The organism is Aeromonas sp. 603607 (assembly GCF_049171595.1).
Classification (GTDB): domain Bacteria; phylum Pseudomonadota; class Gammaproteobacteria; order Enterobacterales; family Aeromonadaceae; genus Aeromonas; species Aeromonas veronii.
The window spans coordinates 124,104-146,142 of sequence record NZ_JAAKOV010000002.1; the positions used below are offsets into that span (position 1 = coordinate 124,104).

Here is a 22,039-nt window from a genome sequence, read left to right on the forward strand (position 1 = left end):
TAGCCCAGAAGGGATAGATCTCACTTTGCAGGGGCGCTTTCATGCCACAACGCCAGCAAATTGGCCGGAATGGCACCATAACGGAGCTGCGGTGTCTGGTGCCAGTCAGCCAGCTTTTGCAGGGCTTTCGCCAGATCCTGTGCAAGCGTGCGGGTCACTCTCACCCCGGCTTCCAGATAGAGGCTCTTGATCTCGAAGATCCCCTGCTGACGATGAGCCTTGGCATCCATTCTGCCCACCAGCTTGCCGCGATGGAGCAAGGGCAACACGAAGTAGCCGTATTGGCGCTTGGGGGCAGGGGTGTAGCACTCGATGCGATAGTCAAAATTGAACAGTTCACTGGCCCGCTTGCGATCCCACACCAGCGGGTCGAACGCGACAAGGCTGTGGTATGGGTTGCCTTGAGGGTGCCCGCCTGCGCCCTTGCCAGCTCATCGGCCAGCGAGGCGTGCACAAAAGCGCCGTGCTGCCACCCGTCTACCCGTACCGGCAGCAGTTCCCCCTCGTCCGCCAGCTGATGGAGCAGGGCGTCATATTTGCCGCGCCGCAGCCGGTAGTAGTCCGCAACCCAGCCAGTTTTGACCAGCCCCAGCGCCCGGCAGCTGGCGCGCACCATATCCCGTTGGGCCTGCTCGACGCTCGGCAGATCCCGCTGGTCGCTCCACTCGGGGAGCACCCGTTCGGCGAGATCATAGACCCGCTGAAAGTTGCGCCGCTCCCGTACCATCAGCTGACCAGTGGTAAACAACACCTCCAGATGGCGCTTCTCCGGCTTCCAGTCCCACCAGCCGTTCCCCTTGCCGGTTGTGCGTTCAAAGTCAGCCGCCCGCACCGGACCATGCTGGCGAATACGCTCGATCAGCTGGCCAATCTCCTGCTGATGGGTGGCAAGCCAGTTGGCCGAAAACTTCCAGCCCATGGCGGCAGGGTCGAGCATCCGATGGCGCAACAGCCGGTAATCCTCGCGGGGCACAAAGCAGGCCTCGTGGGCCCAATATTCGAAGATCTCGCCGTCGGCCAGCAGCTGCTCCAACCAACGCGGTTCGTACTGGCCAAGCCGGCTAAAGAGCACCAGATAGGGGCTGCGCGCCACCACCGAGATGGTGTCTATCTGCAGCAGCGCCATGCGGCGAATGGTGGCCAGCAGATCGGCCGGGGTCGCCTTGCTGCGACGGGGGGCCAGCAGCCCCTGCGCCGCCAGTTGCAGATGACGGGCATCTTGCAGTGATAAATGGGTAATCGACATCAACAACCGCTCCCTGGTATCTGACCATCGCGCGCCCGGCGGATGGCCAACAAAACCGGGGGAGGTCCCACGCTGGCATGCCTCCCCACCTTTTTTTGCCTGCGCCGCTATGAGTGAGTCGGGGGCAAGACCAGCTGATTGACCACCAGCATGATCTCTTGATAAGTGGCCTCTACCGTCTCGGGGGTCGGCTCCAGAATAAGGTCATCGGCATAGCCGTTGATGAGGGAGGTGATCTGGCGCGCCAGTCGCCGGGCATCGCCCGCCACAAACTCGCCACTGTCGATCCCCTTTTGCAGGATCTGCTCCAGCACCTCGCGCCACGCCAGAATGATTTTGCGGTAGCTCTCGGCAAATACCGGGTCGCGCAGTGACTCGTTCCAGGCATCCAGATAGATGGCCCAGGAGGCATCCTGACTGGTCGGCAGGTTGTCCCGCACAAAGAGCGGCAACGCTTCGCGGGCTGGCAGCGGCAACAGCCACTCCCGCTGCTCGGCTATCTCCTGATAGGTGAAACGCTCCACGGCACAGAGGCAGAGCTCCTTCCAATCCTTGAAGTAGTGGTAGACGTGACTGCGCGCCAGACCGGTGCGCTCGGCAATATCACGGGTTGACGATGCCGCCATCCCCTTCTCTCGAAACAGGGCCAGTACGGCCTCGATGATCATCTCTTTGCGCTGTTCTGCTGATGGGCGTGCCATCTGACCTCCTGCGATATCAATCGAACTGCTTGACTTTGAGCAGTCGCTCAAACAAACTTTGAGCGATCGCTCAAACTTAGCGTTTCCGACATCTTAGGAGATAACCCATGACAACACCAACCACTTCGGCAGCCAGTTGCGACGAGCAGGCCACGCCGTTGCCACACTCGGCCGGTCGTTCGCTGGGGGCGATTGCGCGGGCCAATCCCCTCAAGCTGGCGGGCACCTTCTCGCTGGTGGCCCTCGAAAACATCCTGCTGGTGGTCTATCCCCTGTTCGCCGGCTTTGCCATCGACGCCATCGTCAAAGGCCAGTGGTGGCAGGCTTCAAGCTACGCCCTGATCGTGCTGCTGTTCTGGCTCATCGGCGCCCTGCGCCGGGCGGTCGACACCCGCACCTTTACCCATATCTATGCGGCACTGGCGGTGCCGGTGATCCTGACCCAGCGCCAGCAGCAGGAGGGGCAATCCACCATAGTTGCGCGGGTCACCCTGGCGCGGGAGTTTGTCGACTTCTTCGAGAAACATATCCCGATCCTGGCCACCAGCCTGATCTCCATCGTCGGTGCGGCCGTGATGCTGATGGTGATCGAGTTCTGGGTCGGCATCGCCTGCATGGGGGTATTGCTGCTGTTCGGCCTGTTGCTGCCCGGCTTTTCGCGCAAGAACCAGCTGCTGCACGAGCGGCTCAACGATCGGCTGGAACATGAGGTCAAGCTGGTCACCCATGCCCACTCAGCCAGCCTCGCCCGCCACTACCGCGCGCTGGCCTGGCTCCGAATCCGGATTTCGGATCGGGAGGCACTCGCTTTTCTGGCGGTCGGCATCAGCGCCTCCCTGCTGTTCCTGCTGGCCATCACCATGCTGATGGCCCAGCCCCAGGTCTCGGCAGGCCATGTCTATGCTGTGATGACCTACCTCTGGAACTTTGTCACCAGCCTGGATGAGGGGCCCGGTCTTGCCGATCAGCTGGCCCGGCTGAGAGACATAGGTCGCCGGGTCAACACCGCCCAACCCGATGAAATGATTTGATATTTTGTATCTGTAACCGGAGTAGAAGATGAATCCGACCACCCTTTGCCAACGAGCGTTGACCATGTGCATCAGCTGTTTCTTCCTCGCCGCCTGCGGCCCCAAGATGAGCGACTTTGAGCCCAACACCAGCTACTGGTTCAAGGAGAAACCGGCAGAGGAGAGTGCCCCGCTGGCGCAAGACATGAAGGTGGATATCGCCATCATAGGTGGCGGCTACAGCGGCCTCTCCAGTGCCTGGCATCTGGCCAAGGCCAACCCATCGCTCAAGATCGCCATCTTCGAAGCCAGGCAGGTGGGCAGTGGTGCCTCGGGCCGCAACGGCGGCATGGTATTGCCGGGCTCCGAGGTGATGGATCTCTACGAGGAGGGGGAGGCGAGCAAGCGCCACTACGACCTCACCGTCGCCAGCATGCGCAAGCTGCAGGCGCTGGTCGCCTCAACCGGCGTCGAGGCCGATCTCAAGCTCGATGGCTATGTGGAGGCGATCCTCGATGAGGAGGATATCGCCGAGTACCGCGACTATGTGAAAACCGCCAATCGCCTCGGCATCCCGCTCCAGTACTGGAACGCCGATACCACCGAAGAGAAACTGGGCACCGACCGCTACGTGGGGGCGGTCTACGACCCCAATGGTGGTCAGGTTCACGCCATGAAACTGGTCAATGCCCTGCGCAAGGCGGTGGAGCAGGCGGGCGTCACCATCTATGAGAAGAGCCCGGTGCTGGGGATCAAGGAGGGCAAGCAGATCGAGCTCAATGTGGCCGACAAGTACAAGGTGACCGCCGACAGCATAGTGCTGGCGACCAACGGCTATACCTCAAAACTTGGCTACTTCAGCGGGCGAGTATTTCCGGTACACGCCCAGAGCGCCGTCACCGAGCCGCTCACCAAAAAGCAGCTGGCCGCCATCCAGTGGCAGAGTCGGGTGCCCTACTACGACACCCGCAACATCCTGTTCCATCTGGTATTGACCCCGGATAACCGCATCGTCATCGGCGGCGGCAATGCCGAGTACGTCTTCAACGATGGCCTCAACTACAAGGGAGATCTCAATCGGGTCAGCGAGATGATGATGACCGAGCTGGTGACCCTCTATCCGGCCCTCAAGGGGATCAAGTTTGAGCAGGTGTGGGACGGGGTGCTCGGCATGACCGGCGACAGCACTGAAGCGGTGGGGGTAATGGGGGATCACAAGAACATCTACTACGCCCTCGGCTACAATGGCCACGGCATCAACCTCTCCTTCCTGTTTGGCGACATCGTGGCCAGCCTCTATCAGGGCAAGGAGCATCCCTGGTTCAACCACGCGGAGCAGACGCTGCCGATGTGGCTGCCGCCAGAGCCGTTCAAGTCAATCGGCGTCAAATCTGCCCTGATGTACTACCAGTGGCAGGACAAGGGCTACAAGGAGTAACCGAGAGCCGAGCAAGAAACAGCCGAGTAACAGACGAAGGCACGCCTCAGGGCGTGCCTTTCTGCAATACCACCACATCGGCGTGGGGGAAGCTGAGTTCGGCCTGCCAGCTGGCGGCCAACACCTGAAACGATGCCTCGGCAAAGAAGACAATGTGGGTCGGGTCGTGGCGATAGCGCCAGTTTTTAAACCGCTCGTCACTGAGCACCCGCTGGGTCTGCAGCACCAGCAGGCCACCGGGCTTGAGGCAATCCCACAACTGCGCCAGCACCGTGCGCGGCTCGGCGATATGCTCGATCACCTCGGTACTGGTGATGAAGTCATACTGACGCATCAGCAACTCTGGAAAATCGGCGTAGAACTTGTCATACCCCGCCATCTGGTAACCCGCCTCGCGCCCCATCGCCACCAGCGCCGGGCCCGGGCCACAGCCAAAATCGAGACCACTGGCAGGTAGCGGCACCCGCGCCAGCACTTCGCCAAAAGCCCGCATCAAAAAAGTGCGATAACGGGGATCATCCACCCGATTGTCGTGACCGTCATAGACCGCCTTCTCCGCCGCCTCATCCAGATGATCCGCCTCATCCAGCCAGACCAGCTCGCACGCGAGGCAGCGATGATAGCGTTTGCCCGCCACCGGCAGGGGATAACTGCGATGGCTGGCACACAGGGGGCAGCTGACGGTGGATGACATGGCGGTTCCTCTTGGGGGCTTCCTGTTGGATAACAGCGGCGCAGATTGCCTGCCCGCTGCCTCGCTGACAACTTTTTTTGCTCCTTAAGGGTTTCTTAAGTTTGCCCTTTTACTCTCAAACCATCGCAAGAGAAGGAGTCACCCATGACCATCGAGATCCAGGCCCCCTACCGATTGCTGCTAGCCAAGTCCCCGCAGCAGGTCATGGCGCTGCAAACCTATATCCAGGCAGCCTACACCCTCGAGTTCAACGCCCGCATCCCCCATTTCCTCCCCTGTCTGCTGGGGCTCTATCGGGCGGACGGGACGCTGGTCGGTGCCTGTGGTCTCAATCATGCCAGTGAGGGGCCTCTCTATCTGGAACAGTATCTGGAGCAACCCATCGAGGCCGCCATCAACACCCGCCTCGGGGTCTATCCGGCACGCAACCGCATTATCGAAGTGGGCAATCTGGCCTGCAGCGAACCGGGCAATGCCCGCCTGATGTTTGCGGCCCTGTGTCGTCTGCTATGTGACAACGCCCTTGACTACGTGGTCTTTACCGGCACTGCCAAGCTGCGCAACAGCTTTGCCCGCCTGCAACTCAATCCGGTGGAGCTGGCCCCCGCACAGGCTCATCAGGTGGGGGCCGACGCCGATGCCTGGGGTGAGTACTACCGCTGCCAACCCAAGGTGATGGTGGGCGACATCAATCAGGGGCGTGAGGTGCTGGCCCAGCGCAGCCTGCTGCTCAATCTGCTGGCCCCCATGCCGACTCTGTTTGAGGATGCCGGCAAGAGCAGTCATAACCAGCCCCATCAAAAAAGGTGCGCCCAATGAGCCTGTTCGACGCCATCGCCAAACATGCCCACGAGGATCCGCAATCTCCTGCGTTGCTGAGCAGCCAGCAGCGTCTCGATTACCAGACCCTGTGGCAACAGATCCAGCGTCTGGCCAGCCAGCTGCAACAGCTCGACATCAGCCGTCTGGCGCTGCAACTGGACAACGGCCTGCCCTGGGCGCTGCTGGATCTCGCCTGCACCCGCGCCGGTATCGTGGTCATTCCGGTGCCCCACTTCTTCAGTCAGGCCCAGCAGGCCTGGTTGCTGGAGAGCAGCGGCGCCGATGCGCTGGTCGGCCCATATCATCAGGGGTGGCATGCCGCCGAGCCGCTCTCGCTGATCACCGGCGAGCTGCCACTCTGGCGCCATACCCCGGCCAGTCGACCGGCGCTGCCCAAGGGCACCGCCAAGATCACCTACACCTCCGGTACCACGGGCCAGCCCAAGGGTGTCTGCCTGTCACTGACCCAGATGATGGCGGTGAGCCATGCGCTGGCCGAGCGTGTCGCGCCAGCCAAGGTGGAAAAACACCTCACCCTGCTGCCGCTGGCCACCCTGCTTGAGAACATCACCGGCCTCTACGTGCCGCTGCTGACCGGCGCCTGCAGCCGCATTCCGTCCCTCGGGGAGCTCGGTTTCACCGGCTCCAGTTCGCTCAATGCGGCCATGCTGGGGGAAGCGCTGCTGCGCTGGTCGACCCACAGTCTGGTGCTGGTGCCCGAACTGCTGCGCCTGCTGCTGGCGCTCTGCACCAGCACCCCGACGCTGGCCCAACAGCTCAAGAGCCTGCGTTTTATTGCCGTCGGTGGCGGCAAGGTGGCCCCCGACCTGATCAAACATGCCCGCCAGCTCGGCCTGCCGGTGTATGAGGGATATGGCCTCTCGGAGTGCAGCTCCGTAGTGGCGCTCAACAGCCTGGATGCTGACAAGCCCGGCAGCGTCGGCCGCCCCCTGCCCCACTGTCAGGTCACCATCGCCAGCGACGGCGAAATTATGGTGAGCGGCAGTGCCATGCTGGGCTATCTCGGCAGCAACGAACCGACTCCCGAACAGATCGCCACAGGCGATCTGGGTCATCTGGATGAAGAAGGCTACCTCCATATCACCGGGCGCAAGAAGAATGTCCAGATCACCGCCTTTGGCCGCAACTTCTCCCCCGAGTGGGTGGAGGCCGAAGCACAGCTCTGCCCCGCCATCGCCCGCATCGTGGTCTTTGGTGATGGTCAGCCCGCCAACGTGGCGCTGATCCAGCCCTTGCCGGGCAAAGAGGCGGATCTGCCACAACAGATCGAAGTATTGAATCGTCGTCTCCCCGACTACGCCCGCCTGCACTACTGGTTGCCGGTGGCACTCGACCAGCATCCCGGCCTACTGACCGCCAACGGGCGTCCCCGTCGCAACGAGATTTACCAACACTTTTCCCGGCAAATCAGCCAATGCCTTACAGGAGAATCGTCATGAGCTTCTACCAGACTCTGCAACAAGCCACTGCTCAGGAGCGTGAGCATCTGTTCAACGCCCCCATTATCGAAGCCTGCCGCCGTGGCGATATCAGCCGTGACACCTATCTCGCCTTTCTGGCGCAGGCTTACTACCACGTGCGCCACACAGTTCCGCTGCTGATGGCAACCGGCGGCAAGCTGGGTCAAGAGTACGAGTGGGTGCGCGGCGCCATTGCCGAGTACATCGACGAGGAGTATGGCCATCAGGAGTGGATCTTAAGCGATATCCGCGCCTGTGGCGGTGATGCCGAGGCTGTGCGCCACGGCCAGCCGGGGCTACCCATCGAGCTGATGGTCGCCTTCCTCTACGACCAGATCCAGCGCGGCAACCCCATGGGCTTCTTCGGCATGGTGCAGGTACTGGAAGGCACCAGCGTCGCCATCGCCCTCACCGTCGCCGACCAGCTGAAAAAGGGTCTCGGCCTGCCACCCCAGGCGATGAGCTACCTGAGTTCCCACGGCGCCCTAGATCAGGAGCACCTCAAGTTCTTTGAATCCTTGATGGATAAGGTCGAGAGTCCGGCGGATCAGGCCGCCATCATCCACGGGGCCAAGGTGGTCTACCGCCTCTATGGCGAGATGCTCTACAACCTCACCGCCACACCGTAAGTCGGCAGCGGATCAGCAGACAGCAAAAAGGGAACCCACACCATGAACCTTGAAGGGAAACTCGTGCTGCTCACCGGCGCCAGCGGTGGCATAGGTGAAGAGCTGGCGCAGGAGCTGGCGGCCCAGGGGGCACACCTGCTGCTGCACGGTCGTCGCGGCCCGGCACTGGAGCGGCTGTGCAAGTCACTGCCTCATCCCGAGCGCCATCAGGTGGTGCTCGCCGACCTCGGCTCTGCGCAGGAGCGGGCCAAGCTGTTGCAACACCCTGCGCTGGAGGACGGGATCGACATCCTGATCAACAACGCTGGCTGCAACCAGTTTGCCTGGCTGGAAGATCAAAGCTTCGAGCAGGTGGAGCGCCAACTGCTGCTCAATATCGAGGCGCCCATCCAGCTCACCCGTGCCCTGCTGCCAACCATGCGCAAGCCGGGGATCATCATGAACATGGGCTCGAGCCTGGGCAGCATCGGCTACCCCGGTTACAGCGTCTACTGCGCCAGCAAATTTGCCCTGCGCGGCTTTAGCGAAGCGCTGGGACGGGAGCTGGAGGGGAGCGGCATCAAGGTGCTGCATTTTGCCCCACGCGCCACCCGCACCAAACTCAACTCCGAGGCCGCCTACGAGATGAATGCGGCGCTCGGCACCCAGACCGACAGCCCGCAGGAGGTGGCCGAAGAGGCGGTCATCGCCCTGTGCAACGAAACCCGCCGCAGCTGGCTCGGCTGGCCGGAAAAACTGTTCGTGCGGCTCAATGCCCTGCTGCCCGGCATTGTCGACAAGGCGCTGGCCAGACAGCTGCCGATCATCAAACGTTATGCCCGTCATCTTCAGCCAGGGACGGCTGATGCTGGCGCCAACAGTGCGCCACAACCAGACTTGTCCCGCCCGATCCCGACCAAGAAGGAGCATTAATATGAATTTTTCCCGTCAATCAGTGACCTCTTGTGCCATCGCCATCCTGCTGGGTTCCACCTCGGTTATGGCCGCGGATGATGCCCTCGTCCCCATCCAGCAACAGTGGGCCGTCTGCCAGTACCAACAGAGCGGCAAGGCGAAAGAGAGCTGCCTCGAAACACTGAGCACCCAGGCCGAAGCGACCAGCGCCAAGGAGCCTTTTCGCGCCGATCTGCTGATCTGGTCGGCCATCGTCAAGAGCACCTGGGCTGGCGCCAAGGGCGGGCTGGGAGCGCTGGGGCTGGTGAAAGAGGCCAAAGCCAAGCTGGAGCTGGCACTCAAACAGGATCCAAAGGCGCTGGATGGCTCCGCCTATACCAGCCTGGGCTCCCTCTACTATCAGGTGCCCGGCTGGCCGGTCGGCTTTGGCGATGACGAAAAGGCAGAGCAGCTGCTCAAGCAGGCGCTGGCCATCAATCCCGATGGCATCGACCCCAACTTCTTCTATGGCGACTTCCTGCTGGATCAGGGGCGCAAGGCCGAGGCCAAAACCTATCTCGACAAGGCGCTGGCCGCCCCGGCCCGCCCGGGTCGCGAAGTGGCCGACGAAGGGCGCAGAATGGAGATCCGCGATCGGCTGGCCAAGCTATAAAACCCTGATGGATCAAAGAACTATTTAAACTCTGCCCACCAGCTTGCATACTGGTGGGCAGGGTTGTTTATGCCACGGCACGCCCTGGCGCTGAGCCAGATCGCCACACCCAACAAACAGGGAGAAAAGAATGCGGATCCTGCTGGTGGAAGATGATGTGATGCTGGGGGATGGTATGCAGGATGCACTGCGCCATAGCGGCTACACGGTGGACTGGCTGCAACAGGGGTTGCCCGCTCTGGCAGCCCTCAAGAGCGACGAGTTCGCCGCCCTGATCCTCGATCTCAATCTGCCCGACATCGATGGCCTCAGCCTGCTGCGCAAGTTGCGACGTGAAGGACACCAGTTGCCGGTGCTGATCCTCACCGCCCGCGATGCGCTGGACGATCGGGTGGTCGGCCTCGATGCCGGCTCCGACGACTACATGGTCAAGCCCTTCGCCCTGCAGGAGCTCAACGCCCGCCTGCGCGCCCTGGTTCGTCGCAGCAAGGGGCAGGCTCAGGCGGTACTGGAGTATGGCGACATCCTCATCTATCCAGAATCCCAGCAGGTCACCTATCAGGGGGAAGCTGTCAAACTCACCCCCCACGAATACAAGCTGCTGCAGGAGCTGATAAGCCAGAGCGGCCGGGTGCTGAGCAAGGATCAGCTGCAACAAAGCCTCTACGGCTGGGATGAAGGGGCCGAGAGCAACGCGGTAGAGGTGCATATCCACCATCTGCGCAAGAAGTTCTACAGCGACCTCATCCGCAATATTCGGGGGGTCGGCTACATCATTCCCCAGCTCGAACAACCAAGCCGGACACCCGCACGATGAAACGCCCCCGCTCCATTCGCCGCTTTCTGCTCACCGGTATCCTGACGCTGGTGAGTCTGAGCCTCACCATCAGCGCCTTTATCGGCTACATGGAGGCGAGCCACGAAATGGAGGAGCTGTTTGATGCCCGCCTCGCCCAGTCGGCCCGCATCACCAACCAGCTGCTGGCTCGCTACATGGCCCAGCAGGGGCAGTTGCCCGCCAACGGCACCGTCTATCAGGAGTGGGAGACGCAAAATCCCGATGAGTGGCAAAAAGACCCCAGCCTCAACCTGACCGGCGAGGATCGGGAGATCACCCCCTACGGCCACGAGTTCGAACGCAATCTCTACTTCCAGCTGCTCGATGAAAAGGGCGGCTTGCTGCTGCGCGCCCCCAGCGCCCCGGAGCAGCCGCTGGTCACCCTGGCTATCGGCTTCGACACGGTCGAAAAAGATAATCACCAGTGGCGCACCTTCACTCTCTACAACCAGCAGGAGCAGACCTGGCTGGTGGTGGCCGAGCGGGACGACGAGCGCAGCGAACTGGCCAGCAAGATGGCCACCCTCACCATGCTGCCGCTGCTGATCACCCTGCCCTTTCTGCTGGCCCTGCTCTGGTGGCTCATCACCCGCGGGCTGGCCCCCCTGCGCCAGCTGGCCCAGGCCATCAGCGAGCGTCACCCCGCCAACCTGAGCCCGCTCAGCCTCAAGACAAGCGCTCAGGAGCTGACCCCCCTCACCAACGAGATCAACCGGCTGATGCAGGCGCTGGCGGAAACCATAGAGCGGGAGAAACAGTTCACCAACGAGGCGGCCCACGAGCTGCGTACCCCGCTGGCGGTACTGCGGATCCACAGTGAAAATGCCCTGGCTGCCGATGATGACACCAGCCGCCAGCAATCCCTGCACAAGATGCTGCAGGCCCTCGATCGCAGCGATCGGCTGATCCGCCAACTGCTGACCCAGGCCCGTATCGACAACCAGCAGGGACTGGTACTAACTGAGCTGGAGATAGGCCACCTGCTGCAAGGCACCCTCGCGACGCTGGCTCCCATCGCGCTCAAGAAGGATCAGCAGCTGTCGCTGGAGTGTGAATTGCCGCAGCTGGTGATGGGGCAGGCCACCCTGCTCGAGCTACTGTTCAGTAATCTCATCGACAATGCGCTGCGCTACACCCAGCCAGAGGGCGAGATCAGGGTGCGGGTACTGCGAGAGGGCAACCGGGTGAGGGTGGATGTGAGCGACAACGGCCCCGGCATTCCCGCCAGCGCCTTGCCCCGGCTGTATGAACGCTTCTTTCGGGTCAATCCCCAGCAGGGGGATGGCGTGGGTCTCGGCATGGCCATCGTCTCGCGCATCGCCCAGTTGCACGGCGCCGACCTCGATGTCCACAACCGGCCGGAAGGGGGGCTGGAGGTGAGCGTGTTACTCCCGCTGCCGCCGGCAAGATAAGCGATAAGTAAAGAGCCCGCGATGCGGGCTCTTTACTTTCAATGACAATCTGGCTGCACGGTAAAGGTTCGACTGGAATCCACCGGGCCCAGCTCGGCCAGCAGACGTCGGCCCAGCAGCACCGGATAGATCATCTTGCTGCGATCCCGCAGGGTGAACCACTCCTCATACACCTTGTCCCCCAGACAGATGGACATGGTCACCGTTGGCCGCTGCTCCATGCCGCCCGCACCACGCACCGTCACGCTGCGCTCGACCCGCCGTTCGAACTGTTGTTTGACCAGTTTGCCGCTGTCGGCATCAGTTACCACCAGCATGAAGCGCACCCAGGGCTTGCCATCCCGTTTGAATCTGGTGATGGCGCGTGCATCGAGGGAAGAGGTGAGCGCCCCGGTGTCGAGTTTCATCTTCACCGCCACGCCGGTAGGCAAAATAAGCCCCTTCTCGATCCAGCCATAGCTGGTCGGGGTCTCTGCCAGCGCACTGCCACACAGTGCCAGCATCACGGCGATCCCCACCATCATCTTGCCCATTTTACTGCCCTGCCTTGTCAATCCTGCGCCCAGATCTACCACAGCCCCATTGTGGGTCAATCCGATTTATTTCAGCTACTTGGATAATATCTGGCGGGTCAGGAGAGAGACGACAAAGAGTGGCCGAACGGCGGCCCAAGCGGGCGGGAATATCGAAGGAGAGCAAGGCACCGAACGGTGCTGGATGAAACTGGTGGTTAACCTCAGGTTGTGACGCCAAAGGCTACCACAAGGATTTACAAATTATCAGTCTTGTTCTGAAGGGATTTTTGCCTACACTGTTGTAAACCGGAGGGCCTGAAAACCACCGGTTTTTTTGCGCCTGCCGAAAATTTGCCACTGCAAAAGTGACTTTCAACAAGGCTCAATAAGGAATTTGTAATGCGTATCGAAGAAGACTTGAAGCTCGGTTTCAAGGATGTCCTGTTCCGCCCCAAGCGCTCTACTCTCAAGAGCCGTTCCCAAGTAAGCCTGACCCGTCAGTTCACCTTCAAACACACTCAGACCCAATGGCAAGGCGTACCCGTCATCGCCGCCAACATGGATACCGTCGGCAGCTTTGCCATGGCGCGCACGCTGGCCGGTTTCGAGATGATGACCGCGGTACACAAGCACTACAGCCTTGAGCAGTGGCAAGCTTTCGTCAACGAGACCGACCCGGCGCTGCTGGGCCATGTGATGGTCTCCACCGGCACCTCGGCTGAAGATTTCGCCAAGACCCGCCAAATCCTCGCCATGTCCGAAGCGCTGCGCTTCATCTGTGTCGACGTGGCCAACGGCTACTCCGAGCACTTCGTCGAGTTCGTGCGCAAGATTCGTGAAGCCTGCCCCAACCACGTCATCCTGGCGGGCAACGTGGTCACCGGCGAGATGGTCGAAGAGCTGATCCTCTCCGGCGCCGACATCGTCAAGGTCGGCATCGGCCCGGGCTCGGTCTGCACCACTCGCGTCAAGACCGGCGTCGGCTATCCGCAGCTCTCCGCCATCATCGAGTGTGCCGATGCGGCCCACGGCCTCGGCGGCCAAATCGTCGGTGACGGCGGCTGCACCTGCCCGGGCGACGTCGCCAAAGCCTTCGGCGGCGGCGCCGACTTCGTGATGCTGGGCGGCATGCTGGCAGCCCACGAAGAGTGCGGTGGCGAGATCGTCGATGTAGACGGTGAGCCCTTCATGAAGTTCTACGGCATGAGCTCCTCCAGCGCCATGGACAAGCACGCCGGTGGCGTCGCCGAGTACCGTGCCTCCGAGGGTAAAACCGTGCTGCTGCCCTACCGCGGCCCGGTCGAGAACGCCGTGCGCGACATTCTGGGCGGCGTGCGCTCCACCTGTACCTACGTCGGAGCCAGCCAGCTGAAAGAGCTCACCAAGCGCACCACCTTTATCCGGGTACGCGAGCAAGAGAACAACGTCTACGGCAAGGAGTAACCTGCCACAGACCGCCGTCACGCGCTGACGGTTAGAAGCCAGTCAACCGGTGTGCTACCCTGCGCACCGGTTTTTTTGCATTTGGAACCCCGAGCCATGACCACTCCCCTGCCCCCGTTTGACTGGGATATCTTCTGCTGCGTCGTCGACAACTTCGGCGACATCGGCGTCACCTGGCGACTCGCCCGCCAGCTAAAACGGGAGGGGAATATTGCGGCACATGGCAATGAGGTTCAGGTGCGGCTCTGGGTGGACGATCTGGCAAGTTTCGCCCGCATCTGCCCCGGGCTCGACCCAGCGCAGGATGGTCAGTGGGTCGATGGGATCTATATCCAGCACTGGCATGAGACCCTGCCGACCGACATGACACCGGCCAGAGTGGTGATCGAGGCCTTTGCCTGCGAACTGCCCGCCCCCTTCATTGAACGAATGGCCGAACTGATGGCGAGCCAACCCAAGCCCCCCTGCTGGATCAATCTGGAGTACCTCTCGGCGGAGAGCTGGATCGAGGATTGCCACGGCCTTGCCTCACCACAGCGAGTTGGCAACCAGAGCCTCAACAAATACTTCTTCTTCCCGGGCTTTACCGCTAAAACCGGCGGCCTTTTGTGCGAGCATGACCTCATCACCGAACGGGAGCAGTGGCAGCAAGATGATGCGGGACTGGCAGCCTACTGGGCCAGCCTCGGTTTGCCGCCCAGACAAGAGAACGAGCTGCGGGTCAGCCTCTTTACCTACGAGAGCGATGCGCTGCAAAGCCTAGTCGAGAGCTGGTGCCAGAGCACCACGCCCGTCACCCTGCTGTTGCCGCTGGGGCGCTCGCTGCAAGATGTGCTGCGCGGCGCAAGCCTTGAAGATACCATCACCACCGCCAAGGCGGGGGATCTGCTCCACTCGGGCAACCTCACCATCAAGCTGCTGCCGATGACCGATCAGGCTGGTTACGATCGACTGCTGTGGAGCTGCGATCTCAATCTGGTGCGCGGGGAGGACTCCTTCGTGCGGGCCCAGTGGGCAGCACGTCCTTTCCTCTGGCATATCTACCAACAGGAGGAGGAGGCCCATCTGATCAAGCTGGAGCAGTTCCTCGACCACTATCTTGCTGATCTGCCTGCCGATTGCGCCCAATGGCTGCGCTGCTTCAATCTGGCTCTCAACCGTGGTGAAGATTGCCGCGAACTCTGGGCCCAATGGCCGCAATACAGCGCGATTTGGCAGCAACATGGGCGACTCTGGTCACAGAAGCTGCTCCGGGATGGGGATCTCGTCACGAGGTTGGTGAAATTTCTGGAAAGCCGTATATAATCTGGCAGTTTTTATCCGTCCGTTTCACGAACAGGAATTTTTTACATGAAAACCGCTCAGGAAATCCGCGCTGGTAACGTAGTCATGATCGGCACCGAGCCGATGGTGGTCCAGAAGGCTGAATTCAACAAATCCGGCCGTAACTCCGCCGTGGTCAAAATGAAGCTGAAAGGCCTGCTGAACGGCAGCGCCACCGAGACTGTCTTCAAGGCCGACGACAAGCTGGACGTTGTTCAGCTGGAGCGTAAAGAGTGCACCTACTCCTACTTCTCCGACCCCCTGTATGTCTTTATGGACACCGAGTACAACCAGTACGACGTAGAGAAAGACAACCTGGGTGACGTGCTGAACTACCTGGTAGACGGCATGGAAGATCTGTGTGAAGTGACTTTCTACAACGAGAAAGCCATCTCCGTAGAACTGCCGACCACCATCGTGCGTGAAGTTGAGTACACCGAGCCGGCTGCCCGTGGCGACACCTCCGGTAAAGTAACCAAGCCTGCCCGTCTGAAAGGCACTACCTACGAGCTGGCTGTTGCCGCTTTCGTAGAGATCGGTGACAAGATCGAAATCGATACCCGCACCGGCGAATTCAAGCGTCGCGTCAACTAATTGACCGCTTTGAATTGATTACAAAAAAGCGAGCCACCGGCTCGCTTTTTTATTGCCTCCGAGTTGCCATCACACCGCCCGCCTTCAGAAAATCCCGCCGCCGCCGCTAACCCAGATAACCGGGGGAGCACACTATGGCCAGATTATCCTTATCACTGCTGTTATTGACCTTGCTGGCTGGCCATGGGGCAGAGGCGAGCGAGGTCGCCCCCCCCGTTGCCGAACCTATGCCCCTCGACCACTGGCAAGCCAGCGACTGGAAAGGGTTGCCCGATGCTACCCAGATCGACAAGCAGACGGTGCTGTTCGCCAAACACGACAGTGAAAACTATCTGGGGCTCGCCATTTTACTGCCCGACTGGCAGCGCAGCGGCCAACTCTGGCAACTGACTCGCGCCCTCAGCCGACTGGGCTTTGATACCCTGCTGCTGCTGCCCTCCCCCCAGCAGACCGAACTGGACCCAGCCGCCGAGAAAAAAGCGAAAAACAGCGATGAGTTTCGCAAGCAGTTTGCCGAGCGGATCAGCAAGCTGGCCGATGCCAAGCTGCAGGAGGGGGGCTTCAAGCTGATCCTGGCGCAAGGTACCGGCGCCGCCTGGACTGCCAACCTCATCGCCAGCGAACAGTTGCCCGCCCCCGATGCACTGGTGCTGCTCGATGGTTTCTTCCCCAATCAGCAGAGCAACCAGACCCTGGCCAAACAGGTGGCTCAGGCGGCCATCCCCACTCTGGACCTCTATCAGGAGGATGGCGGTCGCTGGCCACTGCTGGCCGCCGAGGCCCGCAAAAGCGAGAGCCGGCGCAGCAACAAGCTCAACTATCGCCCCTATGCCCTGATGGAGCTGGAGGAGACCCCCACCCGCATTCAGGGCTGGCTCAACCATCTGGGCTGGCTCTGACCTCGGGCCACAAAGCGCGCGCAACATCACATCTGCCGGATAAAGCCCAACCCTACCACGGCGACGATCTGGCCCTGACTGCATCCTCTTTGGCATCATGGCCTCTCGAACCTGAACAATGGCAGGAAGGCCCATGCAGCAGATTGTGTTTCTCGACAGCGATACCCTGGATGCGGGCATCACCCTGCATCACCCCGACTTCCCCCACCACTGGCAGAGCTATCCAAGTACTACCCCGGAACAGGTGGTGGAACGGCTGAAAGATGCCAGCATCGCCATCATCAACAAAGTACGGATCGGCGCCGCCGAACTGGCCCAGCTGCCAGAGCTCAAACTCATCGCCCTGGCCGCCACCGGCAGCGACAACGTGGACCTGGAAGCGTGCCGCGCCGCCAACGTCGGGGTGTGCAATATCCGCAACTACTCGGGCCCCTCGGTGCCGGAGCACGCCATGGCGCTGATGCTGGCCCTGTCGCGCAACCTCTTCTGCTGGCGCCAGTCGCTGCTGGAGGGGCGCTGGCAACAGAGCGGCCAGTTCTGCTTCTTCGACCACAACATCATGGATCTGCACGGCAAGCAGCTTGGCATCATCGGCAAAGGGACGCTCGGACAGGCGCTCGGCGAGCGGGCCAAAGGGATGGGGATGACAGTGCGTTACGCCCAGAGCCAGATCGGCGCCAGTCACGACGAGGACCGCTTGCCCCTCGACGAGTTGCTGCAAAGTTCGGACGTCATCAGCCTGCACTGCCCGCTCACCCCCTACACCCGCAACCTGATTGGCGAGCGGGAGCTGGATCTGATGAAACCGGGCGCCCTGCTGATCAACGTCGGCCGCGGTGGGCTGGTGGATGAGGAGGCGCTGCTGCAAGCGCTGGCCAATGGCCGCCTCGGTGGCGCCGGTTTCGATGTGGCGAGCGTCGAACCGCCGCCTCTCGACCATCCCTTGATGAAGGCGCTGCAATACCCCCACTTCATTCTGACCCCTCATGTGGCCTGGGCCAGCGAGGAGTCGATGCAGCGCCTCGCCGATCAGCTGATCGACAACATCAACGCCTTTGCCGCCGGTCGCCGCCAGCACCGGCTGGTGTAACCGCACGAGCGAGTAACCGCAAAATCGAGTGACTACACCATGCAAAACGGGGCCAACAGGCCCCGTTTTGCATCTTTCGCACTCACTGCGCGCACATCAATCGTCGTCGTGCCATCTGTGCTTCTTATGCTTTTTGTACTTCTTGTGGTGCTTGTGATGGTGATGATCGTCGTCATCATCGTAATAGCGATCCTGGCTCTTGTGGCCATCGCCGGTCTTGGCACCGATGGCCGAACCGCTCGCCCCGCCGACCCCGGCGCCGATCAGCTGACCGGTATCGCCACCGACACTCTTGCCGATGGCGGCACCGCCCAACGCCCCCACAGCGCCGCCAAGGGCCGCTTCATTCTTGTTGCCCTTGTTGGCCGTCGCCGCACCACCGGCTGCGCCGCCCAATGCAGCCCCCACCAGCGCACCGGTATCTCCCCCCAACTCCTTGCCGATCATGGTGCCCGCCACCCCGCCTGCGCCACCACCGAGAATGGTGTTGAGAGTTTCCGAACCGTGGGCCGCAGTGCTGCCCAGCAATGACGCCCCCAACAGAGCCAGAGCACCGATGCCACGCGTACTCATATCCATGGATACTCCTGTCAAACCTGATTAATAATCAGCAGCACTATACAAAGAGCTATCAGGTTCGCCAGCCAGCAGAAAACAGGGATGCGACAGTCAATGGCAGTACAGTCACAGCCAACACAGGAAGAGTAGAATCAACCTATTGAATTAAAACGTGAAAATTAACATTGAACCAGACAGTCACGACAAAGTGACCGATAACCTGGCAGCCGCGTCCTGTCGAATAGTCAGCGCGCTGGGACAAAAGCTGTCAGTCAAGGGCCCCTGCCACCCCTTCAGCCAGATGCCAGCAGTTCCGGCCAGCCTCCTTGCTGCGGTAGAGGGCAGCATCAGCCCGCTCGAAGATAGGGCCGGCGGCAGGAGAATGGCAGGCGCCGCCGGCACTCAGGGTGATCGGCCCATGGTGTTCACGCCACTGTTGCTGACGCACCAGTTCAAGCAGACAACCGAGTTTCTCCGCCAACTCATCCTGTGGCTGTTGCAGCAGAGCGGCAAACTCATCCCCACCTATCCGGTAAACCGTACTCACCCCCAGCACATCAGCAAGACAGTTGGCCACCCGACACAGCACCTGATCGCCGAAGGCATGGCCCTGGCTGTCGTTGATCCCCTTGAAGTGATCGACATCAAACAGCAGCAGCCAGAAGCACGCCCCCCTCTGCTCCAGTGCCGCCTTGTGCTGCTCGAAGGCTCGTCGGTTCATGATACCGGTCAGGGGATCCCGCAACAGCGCATCCTGCCCCTTGAGAAAACTGGCCCTGACCTGATCGATCTCGTTCAGGCTACGCCGCACAAACCAGGTCTTGGGCTCACTGACAGGCGCTGAACGCTCCAGATCGCGCACGATGCCGGTCAATGAGCCCGACACCAGCTCCTGCTCCTGGCGGAAGATCCGCACCAGCAGACTCAGGCTGCAACACCAGATGGCAAACAGAGAGAGCAGTGGAAAAACCACCATCTGCAACGCATCGTAGAGGCTGTCACGAAACAGTACTGGCGGCAGATAGATGTTGAGATCCCAACCAATATCCGCCAGCTCACGCTTGATATAAGTCCCATGCCACAGCACATCCAGGCCGAGCCACTGCTGACTCTGATGCTGCTTGATGGTGTTGGTCGCCAGCAGATCCATATTGCTGCCCACTACCAGCTGATCAGTGTCACGCAAGGTCAGATAGAGTGCCGCCTGATTACTGCCAACCGTGCGCTGCAGCGCCTGCTGCAGCGAGTCGAATGACATGTCGACCATCAGCAGACCCAGCAACTGCCCCTGCTCATCCCTCACCCGTTTGATCAGGCTGAGAATCAGCTCCTGAGTATTGTATTCAGGGTAGGGGCCAAACCAGACGGGCTCGTCGCCCGGCATGGCGGTCACCTGATACCAGGGGCGCAGCGCTGCCTTATAACCTGGGGGCGCGAGCCACTCCGGGTAACTGTCGATGCGATCCGCTTTCAGGTTGTAAAAGTAGATATAGTGGTTGCCGGGCTTGATCTGATGGGCAATAGCCCAGATGGGAGAGTCGGCCGGCTCGCCGCGGGCTATCTTCTCCTTGTCTAGGGAGCCCTCCAGCACTGCCAGTTGCCGCTCATTGACCTTCACCATCTCGTGGATCAAGGACGCCTCAACGGAGGAAGCCATGTGACCGAAGCCGGATACCGTCATGTCGATATCCCGCAGATAGCTGGCAATGGCCATGATGATAGTCACGATCAGGATCAACAAGCCAAGCAGTGCGGAGAGGGGGGCCAGCACATAGTAACGCTTGTTGAGATACGAGCGGCTCACATGACATCCGAACAGGGGAAAACATAGCGGGATTGTGCGAGAGAAAGGAGAGTGAATCATTGATTAATATCACTTCAACGCCCCTTTAATGACATTTCCAATACTAACAAAACATCAAGGTTCGCAAACGAATATCAACTGACAGGAAAAACGCTAGTTACCCCGGGTTAACCCCGCTCTGCATTGCGGGTGTTATAGTCTATACCTGACGCAGCCGGCGCTGGACACACCGTCCATCACCGGCTGCAACGCCAAGCAGAACAAGGAGATGTTATGAGCAGTCCGTTTATCGAACAGATCAAAGCACGTCGTACCATCTATGCCCTGGGCAGCCAGGTGTCCCATACACCGGAACAACTGACGGCCCTGATCCAGGATGCCATCAGGCACAGCCCCTCCTCCTTCAATTCCCAGAGCTCCCGCGCCGTCATCCTGTTTGGCGCCCAGCACCATAAGCTGTGGGATATCGTCAAAGCCGAGCTGAAAAAGATCGTGCCGCCGGAGGCCTACGCCCAGAGTGAGGCCAAGGTGGATGGCAGCTTCCGCGCAGGTTTCGGCACTGTGCTGTTCTTCGAAGACACCGACGTCATCAAGGATCTGCAGCAAAAGTTTGCCCTCTATGCAGACAACTTCCCCATCTGGTCGGAACATGCCACCGGCATCGCCCAGTTTGCGGTCTGGACCACCCTGGCCCAGGAGAAGATCGGCGCCTCCCTGCAACACTACAACCCCCTCATCGACGAGTCGGTACGCAAGGAGTGGAACCTGCCAGCCAGCTGGCTGCTGCGTGCCCAGATGCCCTTTGGCAGCATCCAGCAACCGGCCGGCGACAAGACCTTCATCGACGATGCCACCCGTTTCCGCGTTTTCAAATAACGGCCAGATAGCAAAACGCCCCCGCATCTCGGGGGCGTTTTTATTGCGACATCAAGAGTTTGGATAGCGATGGTTCATACCGCAATCTGCGGTCGTCACGCACTCGCACCACAGCTCAGGCGGGCAGCGTCACCAGCAGGGATGTCTCTCCAGGTTCCACCTTCACCTCGTGCCAGCCTCAGCCGTGCTGACTACTTAGCTGTTCGATAATGGTGGCGCGCAGCAGGGCTCGCCCTTCGTCGATGCGAGTTGATCGGGAGAGTCCTTTCGCCCACATCAGCGCCAGGGTTCGACTCAGCACTGGCTCGTGCAGCGCCACGACTTTCAGCTGGGGATCGCGCAGGTTCGCGGCATAGAGTCCGGGCAGGATAGCAACTGCCAACCCTGAGCGCACCAAGCCGTAAAGCGTCTCGACATAATCTGTGGTGTATCTGGGCTTGAGCCCGGGCAACTGGCTCTGGGCCAGTCCGTTGACCTGCCGGCTGACGTTGCCTCTGGCAAAAAGGGCGATGTCGCGGCGGGTCAGCTCATGCCAGCTGATGGCCTCTTCCCCTGCCAGCGGATCCTGCTGGTTGATCACCGCCACCAGCGCATCGTCCAGCAGCGGCGTCACCTCCAGCGAGTCGGGCAACTCGCCATCCAGCACGCCAATTCCCGCATCCAGAGCCCCCTCGGCCAGCGCCTGCAACAGACCGTCGTTGGTGTGATCCTGAAACTCGACCCGCAAGCCCGGAAATTGCTGCTGCAGACGGGCGGCCGCCAGCGGAAACATCAGGGTGCAGGCCGACGGGATCAGACCGATGCGCAGGGTGCCATCGCCCCCTTCGACCATCACCTGCTGCATATCGGAAAAAGCGGCGTGGGCTACATTGAGCAGCCCTTTGGCGTGGGGCAGGATCGCCTCCCCCTGTTCGGTCAGGGTAACCGCCTGCGCGGTACGGTGAAACAGTTTACCGCCAAGCACAGATTCAATCTGGCGCAGGGCACTGCTCAGGGCGGGCTGGCTGATGGCCATCTGATTGGCCGTTTCGGTGAAGTGGCGCAGCTGGGCCAGCGTGACAAAATACTGGATCTGCTTGAGAGAGAGCGCAGGCAGACGGCGCCAGGGTTCGGACATGAA

The 22,039-nt window shown here is 60.9% G+C and carries 21 protein-coding genes and 1 pseudogene; 15 read left to right on the forward strand and 7 right to left on the reverse strand.

Annotated features, from left to right (window positions below; translation table 11 throughout):
• Window positions 1–20 precede the first annotated feature (20 nt).
• Window positions 21–1,246 (reverse strand): annotated as a pseudogene (locus G5315_RS03535) (winged helix-turn-helix domain-containing protein).
• Window positions 1,247–1,353: 107 nt separating this feature from the next.
• Window positions 1,354–1,947, reverse strand: coding sequence for a TetR/AcrR family transcriptional regulator (locus G5315_RS03540; protein WP_203118632.1), 594 nt, complete (start codon window positions 1,945–1,947; stop codon window positions 1,354–1,356).
• A 107-nt stretch (window positions 1,948–2,054) separates the two neighbouring features.
• Here G5315_RS03540 and G5315_RS03545 point away from each other — a divergent pair, with 107 nt between their 5' ends.
• Together G5315_RS03545 and G5315_RS03550 are read left to right on the forward strand one after the other, a co-directional pair.
• Window positions 2,055–2,978, forward strand: coding sequence for an ABC transporter six-transmembrane domain-containing protein (locus G5315_RS03545; RefSeq protein ID WP_042082672.1), 924 nt, complete (start codon window positions 2,055–2,057; stop codon window positions 2,976–2,978).
• Between the two features lie 28 nt (window positions 2,979–3,006).
• Window positions 3,007–4,395, forward strand: a complete 1,389-nt coding sequence (locus tag G5315_RS03550; RefSeq protein ID WP_421332455.1) for an NAD(P)/FAD-dependent oxidoreductase — start codon at window positions 3,007–3,009, stop codon at window positions 4,393–4,395.
• A gap of 46 nt (window positions 4,396–4,441) precedes the next feature.
• On the opposite strand, the gene G5315_RS03555 is transcribed toward G5315_RS03550, so the two are convergent.
• Window positions 4,442–5,089 carry a class I SAM-dependent methyltransferase gene (locus G5315_RS03555; RefSeq protein ID WP_216953043.1) on the reverse strand — a complete coding sequence of 216 codons (648 nt, stop codon included), beginning with the start codon at window positions 5,087–5,089 and terminating at the stop codon, window positions 4,442–4,444.
• A 144-nt stretch (window positions 5,090–5,233) separates the two neighbouring features.
• On the opposite strand from G5315_RS03555, the gene G5315_RS03560 reads away from it, so the two are divergent.
• The 7 genes from G5315_RS03560 (at window position 5,234) to G5315_RS03590 (ending at window position 11,817) form a co-directional block, all read left to right on the forward strand.
• Complete coding sequence (locus G5315_RS03560; protein ID WP_421332457.1) at window positions 5,234–5,908, forward strand: thermostable hemolysin; 675 nt, start codon at window positions 5,234–5,236, stop codon at window positions 5,906–5,908.
• Window positions 5,905–7,371: an AMP-dependent synthetase/ligase gene (locus tag G5315_RS03565; protein ID WP_421332459.1), complete on the forward strand. Its 1,467-nt coding sequence runs from the start codon at window positions 5,905–5,907 to the stop codon at window positions 7,369–7,371. Before G5315_RS03560 ends, G5315_RS03565 begins: the two co-directional genes overlap by 4 nt.
• Window positions 7,368–8,021, forward strand: a complete 654-nt coding sequence (locus tag G5315_RS03570; RefSeq protein ID WP_201994445.1) for a TenA family transcriptional regulator — start codon at window positions 7,368–7,370, stop codon at window positions 8,019–8,021. The genes G5315_RS03565 and G5315_RS03570 overlap by 4 nt, the downstream gene beginning before the upstream one ends.
• 42 nt (window positions 8,022–8,063) lie before the next feature.
• Window positions 8,064–8,933 carry an SDR family oxidoreductase gene (locus tag G5315_RS03575; RefSeq protein WP_042082681.1) on the forward strand — a complete coding sequence of 290 codons (870 nt, stop codon included), beginning with the start codon at window positions 8,064–8,066 and terminating at the stop codon, window positions 8,931–8,933.
• Window position 8,934: 1 nt separating this feature from the next.
• Window positions 8,935–9,567: a tetratricopeptide repeat protein gene (locus tag G5315_RS03580; RefSeq protein WP_421332460.1), complete on the forward strand. Its 633-nt coding sequence runs from the start codon at window positions 8,935–8,937 to the stop codon at window positions 9,565–9,567.
• 130 nt (window positions 9,568–9,697) lie between these two features.
• The gene (locus G5315_RS03585) at window positions 9,698–10,384 is read left to right on the forward strand and encodes a response regulator (RefSeq protein WP_005335091.1); all 687 of its coding nucleotides are present in this window, start codon (window positions 9,698–9,700) and stop codon (window positions 10,382–10,384) included.
• The gene (locus G5315_RS03590) at window positions 10,381–11,817 is read left to right on the forward strand and encodes an ATP-binding protein (RefSeq protein ID WP_421332462.1); all 1,437 of its coding nucleotides are present in this window, start codon (window positions 10,381–10,383) and stop codon (window positions 11,815–11,817) included. Before G5315_RS03585 ends, G5315_RS03590 begins: the two co-directional genes overlap by 4 nt.
• A gap of 38 nt (window positions 11,818–11,855) precedes the next feature.
• On the opposite strand, the gene G5315_RS03595 is transcribed toward G5315_RS03590, so the two are convergent.
• The gene (locus G5315_RS03595) at window positions 11,856–12,350 is read right to left on the reverse strand and encodes an ATP-dependent zinc protease (RefSeq protein WP_421332464.1); all 495 of its coding nucleotides are present in this window, start codon (window positions 12,348–12,350) and stop codon (window positions 11,856–11,858) included.
• 381 nt (window positions 12,351–12,731) lie between these two features.
• On the opposite strand from G5315_RS03595, the gene G5315_RS03600 reads away from it, so the two are divergent.
• From G5315_RS03600 to G5315_RS03620, 5 genes are all read left to right on the forward strand, one after another.
• Window positions 12,732–13,775 (forward strand): GMP reductase, encoded by a 1,044-nt coding sequence (locus G5315_RS03600; RefSeq protein WP_005348017.1) that lies wholly within the window; start codon window positions 12,732–12,734, stop codon window positions 13,773–13,775.
• 96 nt (window positions 13,776–13,871) lie between these two features.
• On the forward strand, window positions 13,872–15,080 hold the full coding sequence (gene earP, locus G5315_RS03605) for an elongation factor P maturation arginine rhamnosyltransferase EarP (RefSeq protein ID WP_421332466.1): 1,209 nt from the start codon (window positions 13,872–13,874) through the stop codon (window positions 15,078–15,080).
• Between the two features lie 45 nt (window positions 15,081–15,125).
• A complete protein-coding gene (efp, locus tag G5315_RS03610) occupies window positions 15,126–15,692 on the forward strand; it encodes an elongation factor P (protein WP_005335100.1) in 567 nt (188 codons plus the stop codon).
• 134 nt (window positions 15,693–15,826) lie between these two features.
• Window positions 15,827–16,591 (forward strand): DUF3530 family protein, encoded by a 765-nt coding sequence (locus tag G5315_RS03615; RefSeq protein ID WP_164536241.1) that lies wholly within the window; start codon window positions 15,827–15,829, stop codon window positions 16,589–16,591.
• Window positions 16,592–16,724: 133 nt separating this feature from the next.
• Window positions 16,725–17,681 (forward strand): D-2-hydroxyacid dehydrogenase, encoded by a 957-nt coding sequence (locus G5315_RS03620; protein ID WP_421332467.1) that lies wholly within the window; start codon window positions 16,725–16,727, stop codon window positions 17,679–17,681.
• A 96-nt stretch (window positions 17,682–17,777) separates the two neighbouring features.
• Here the strand turns inward: G5315_RS03620 and G5315_RS03625 are convergent, their stop codons facing one another.
• Entirely contained in the window at window positions 17,778–18,260 is a 483-nt protein-coding gene (locus tag G5315_RS03625) for a YMGG-like glycine zipper-containing protein (protein WP_421221898.1), read from the reverse strand.
• 247 nt (window positions 18,261–18,507) lie between these two features.
• The gene (locus G5315_RS03630; RefSeq protein WP_164536238.1) at window positions 18,508–20,043 is read right to left on the reverse strand and encodes a sensor domain-containing diguanylate cyclase; all 1,536 of its coding nucleotides are present in this window, start codon (window positions 20,041–20,043) and stop codon (window positions 18,508–18,510) included.
• Between the two features lie 273 nt (window positions 20,044–20,316).
• On the opposite strand from G5315_RS03630, the gene G5315_RS03635 reads away from it, so the two are divergent.
• Entirely contained in the window at window positions 20,317–20,919 is a 603-nt protein-coding gene (locus G5315_RS03635) for a nitroreductase family protein (RefSeq protein WP_421332469.1), read from the forward strand.
• A 178-nt stretch (window positions 20,920–21,097) separates the two neighbouring features.
• Here G5315_RS03635 and G5315_RS03640 read toward each other — a convergent pair whose 3' ends face one another.
• Window positions 21,098–22,036 (reverse strand): LysR family transcriptional regulator, encoded by a 939-nt coding sequence (locus tag G5315_RS03640; RefSeq protein WP_216953035.1) that lies wholly within the window; start codon window positions 22,034–22,036, stop codon window positions 21,098–21,100.
• Between the last annotated feature and the right edge of the window lie 3 nt (window positions 22,037–22,039).

Coding starts and splice junctions, on each gene's coding strand:
- G5315_RS03560 (WP_421332457.1), top strand. CDS start 5,234: ATGACCATCGAGATCCAGGCCCCCTACCGATTGCTGCTAGCCAAGTCC.
- G5315_RS03540 (WP_203118632.1), bottom strand. CDS start 1,947: ATGGCACGCCCATCAGCAGAACAGCGCAAAGAGATGATCATCGAGGCC.
- G5315_RS03595 (WP_421332464.1), bottom strand. CDS start 12,350: ATGGGCAAGATGATGGTGGGGATCGCCGTGATGCTGGCACTGTGTGGC.
- G5315_RS03635 (WP_421332469.1), top strand. CDS start 20,317: ATGAGCAGTCCGTTTATCGAACAGATCAAAGCACGTCGTACCATCTAT.
- G5315_RS03555 (WP_216953043.1), bottom strand. CDS start 5,089: ATGTCATCCACCGTCAGCTGCCCCCTGTGTGCCAGCCATCGCAGTTAT.
- G5315_RS03640 (WP_216953035.1), bottom strand. CDS start 22,036: ATGTCCGAACCCTGGCGCCGTCTGCCTGCGCTCTCTCTCAAGCAGATC.
- G5315_RS03625 (WP_421221898.1), bottom strand. CDS start 18,260: ATGGATATGAGTACGCGTGGCATCGGTGCTCTGGCTCTGTTGGGGGCG.
- G5315_RS03585 (WP_005335091.1), top strand. CDS start 9,698: ATGCGGATCCTGCTGGTGGAAGATGATGTGATGCTGGGGGATGGTATG.
- G5315_RS03590 (WP_421332462.1), top strand. CDS start 10,381: ATGAAACGCCCCCGCTCCATTCGCCGCTTTCTGCTCACCGGTATCCTG.
- G5315_RS03565 (WP_421332459.1), top strand. CDS start 5,905: ATGAGCCTGTTCGACGCCATCGCCAAACATGCCCACGAGGATCCGCAA.
- G5315_RS03615 (WP_164536241.1), top strand. CDS start 15,827: ATGGCCAGATTATCCTTATCACTGCTGTTATTGACCTTGCTGGCTGGC.
- G5315_RS03580 (WP_421332460.1), top strand. CDS start 8,935: ATGAATTTTTCCCGTCAATCAGTGACCTCTTGTGCCATCGCCATCCTG.
- G5315_RS03620 (WP_421332467.1), top strand. CDS start 16,725: ATGCAGCAGATTGTGTTTCTCGACAGCGATACCCTGGATGCGGGCATC.
- earP (WP_421332466.1), top strand. CDS start 13,872: ATGACCACTCCCCTGCCCCCGTTTGACTGGGATATCTTCTGCTGCGTC.
- G5315_RS03575 (WP_042082681.1), top strand. CDS start 8,064: ATGAACCTTGAAGGGAAACTCGTGCTGCTCACCGGCGCCAGCGGTGGC.
- G5315_RS03600 (WP_005348017.1), top strand. CDS start 12,732: ATGCGTATCGAAGAAGACTTGAAGCTCGGTTTCAAGGATGTCCTGTTC.
- G5315_RS03545 (WP_042082672.1), top strand. CDS start 2,055: ATGACAACACCAACCACTTCGGCAGCCAGTTGCGACGAGCAGGCCACG.
- G5315_RS03570 (WP_201994445.1), top strand. CDS start 7,368: ATGAGCTTCTACCAGACTCTGCAACAAGCCACTGCTCAGGAGCGTGAG.
- G5315_RS03550 (WP_421332455.1), top strand. CDS start 3,007: ATGAATCCGACCACCCTTTGCCAACGAGCGTTGACCATGTGCATCAGC.
- efp (WP_005335100.1), top strand. CDS start 15,126: ATGAAAACCGCTCAGGAAATCCGCGCTGGTAACGTAGTCATGATCGGC.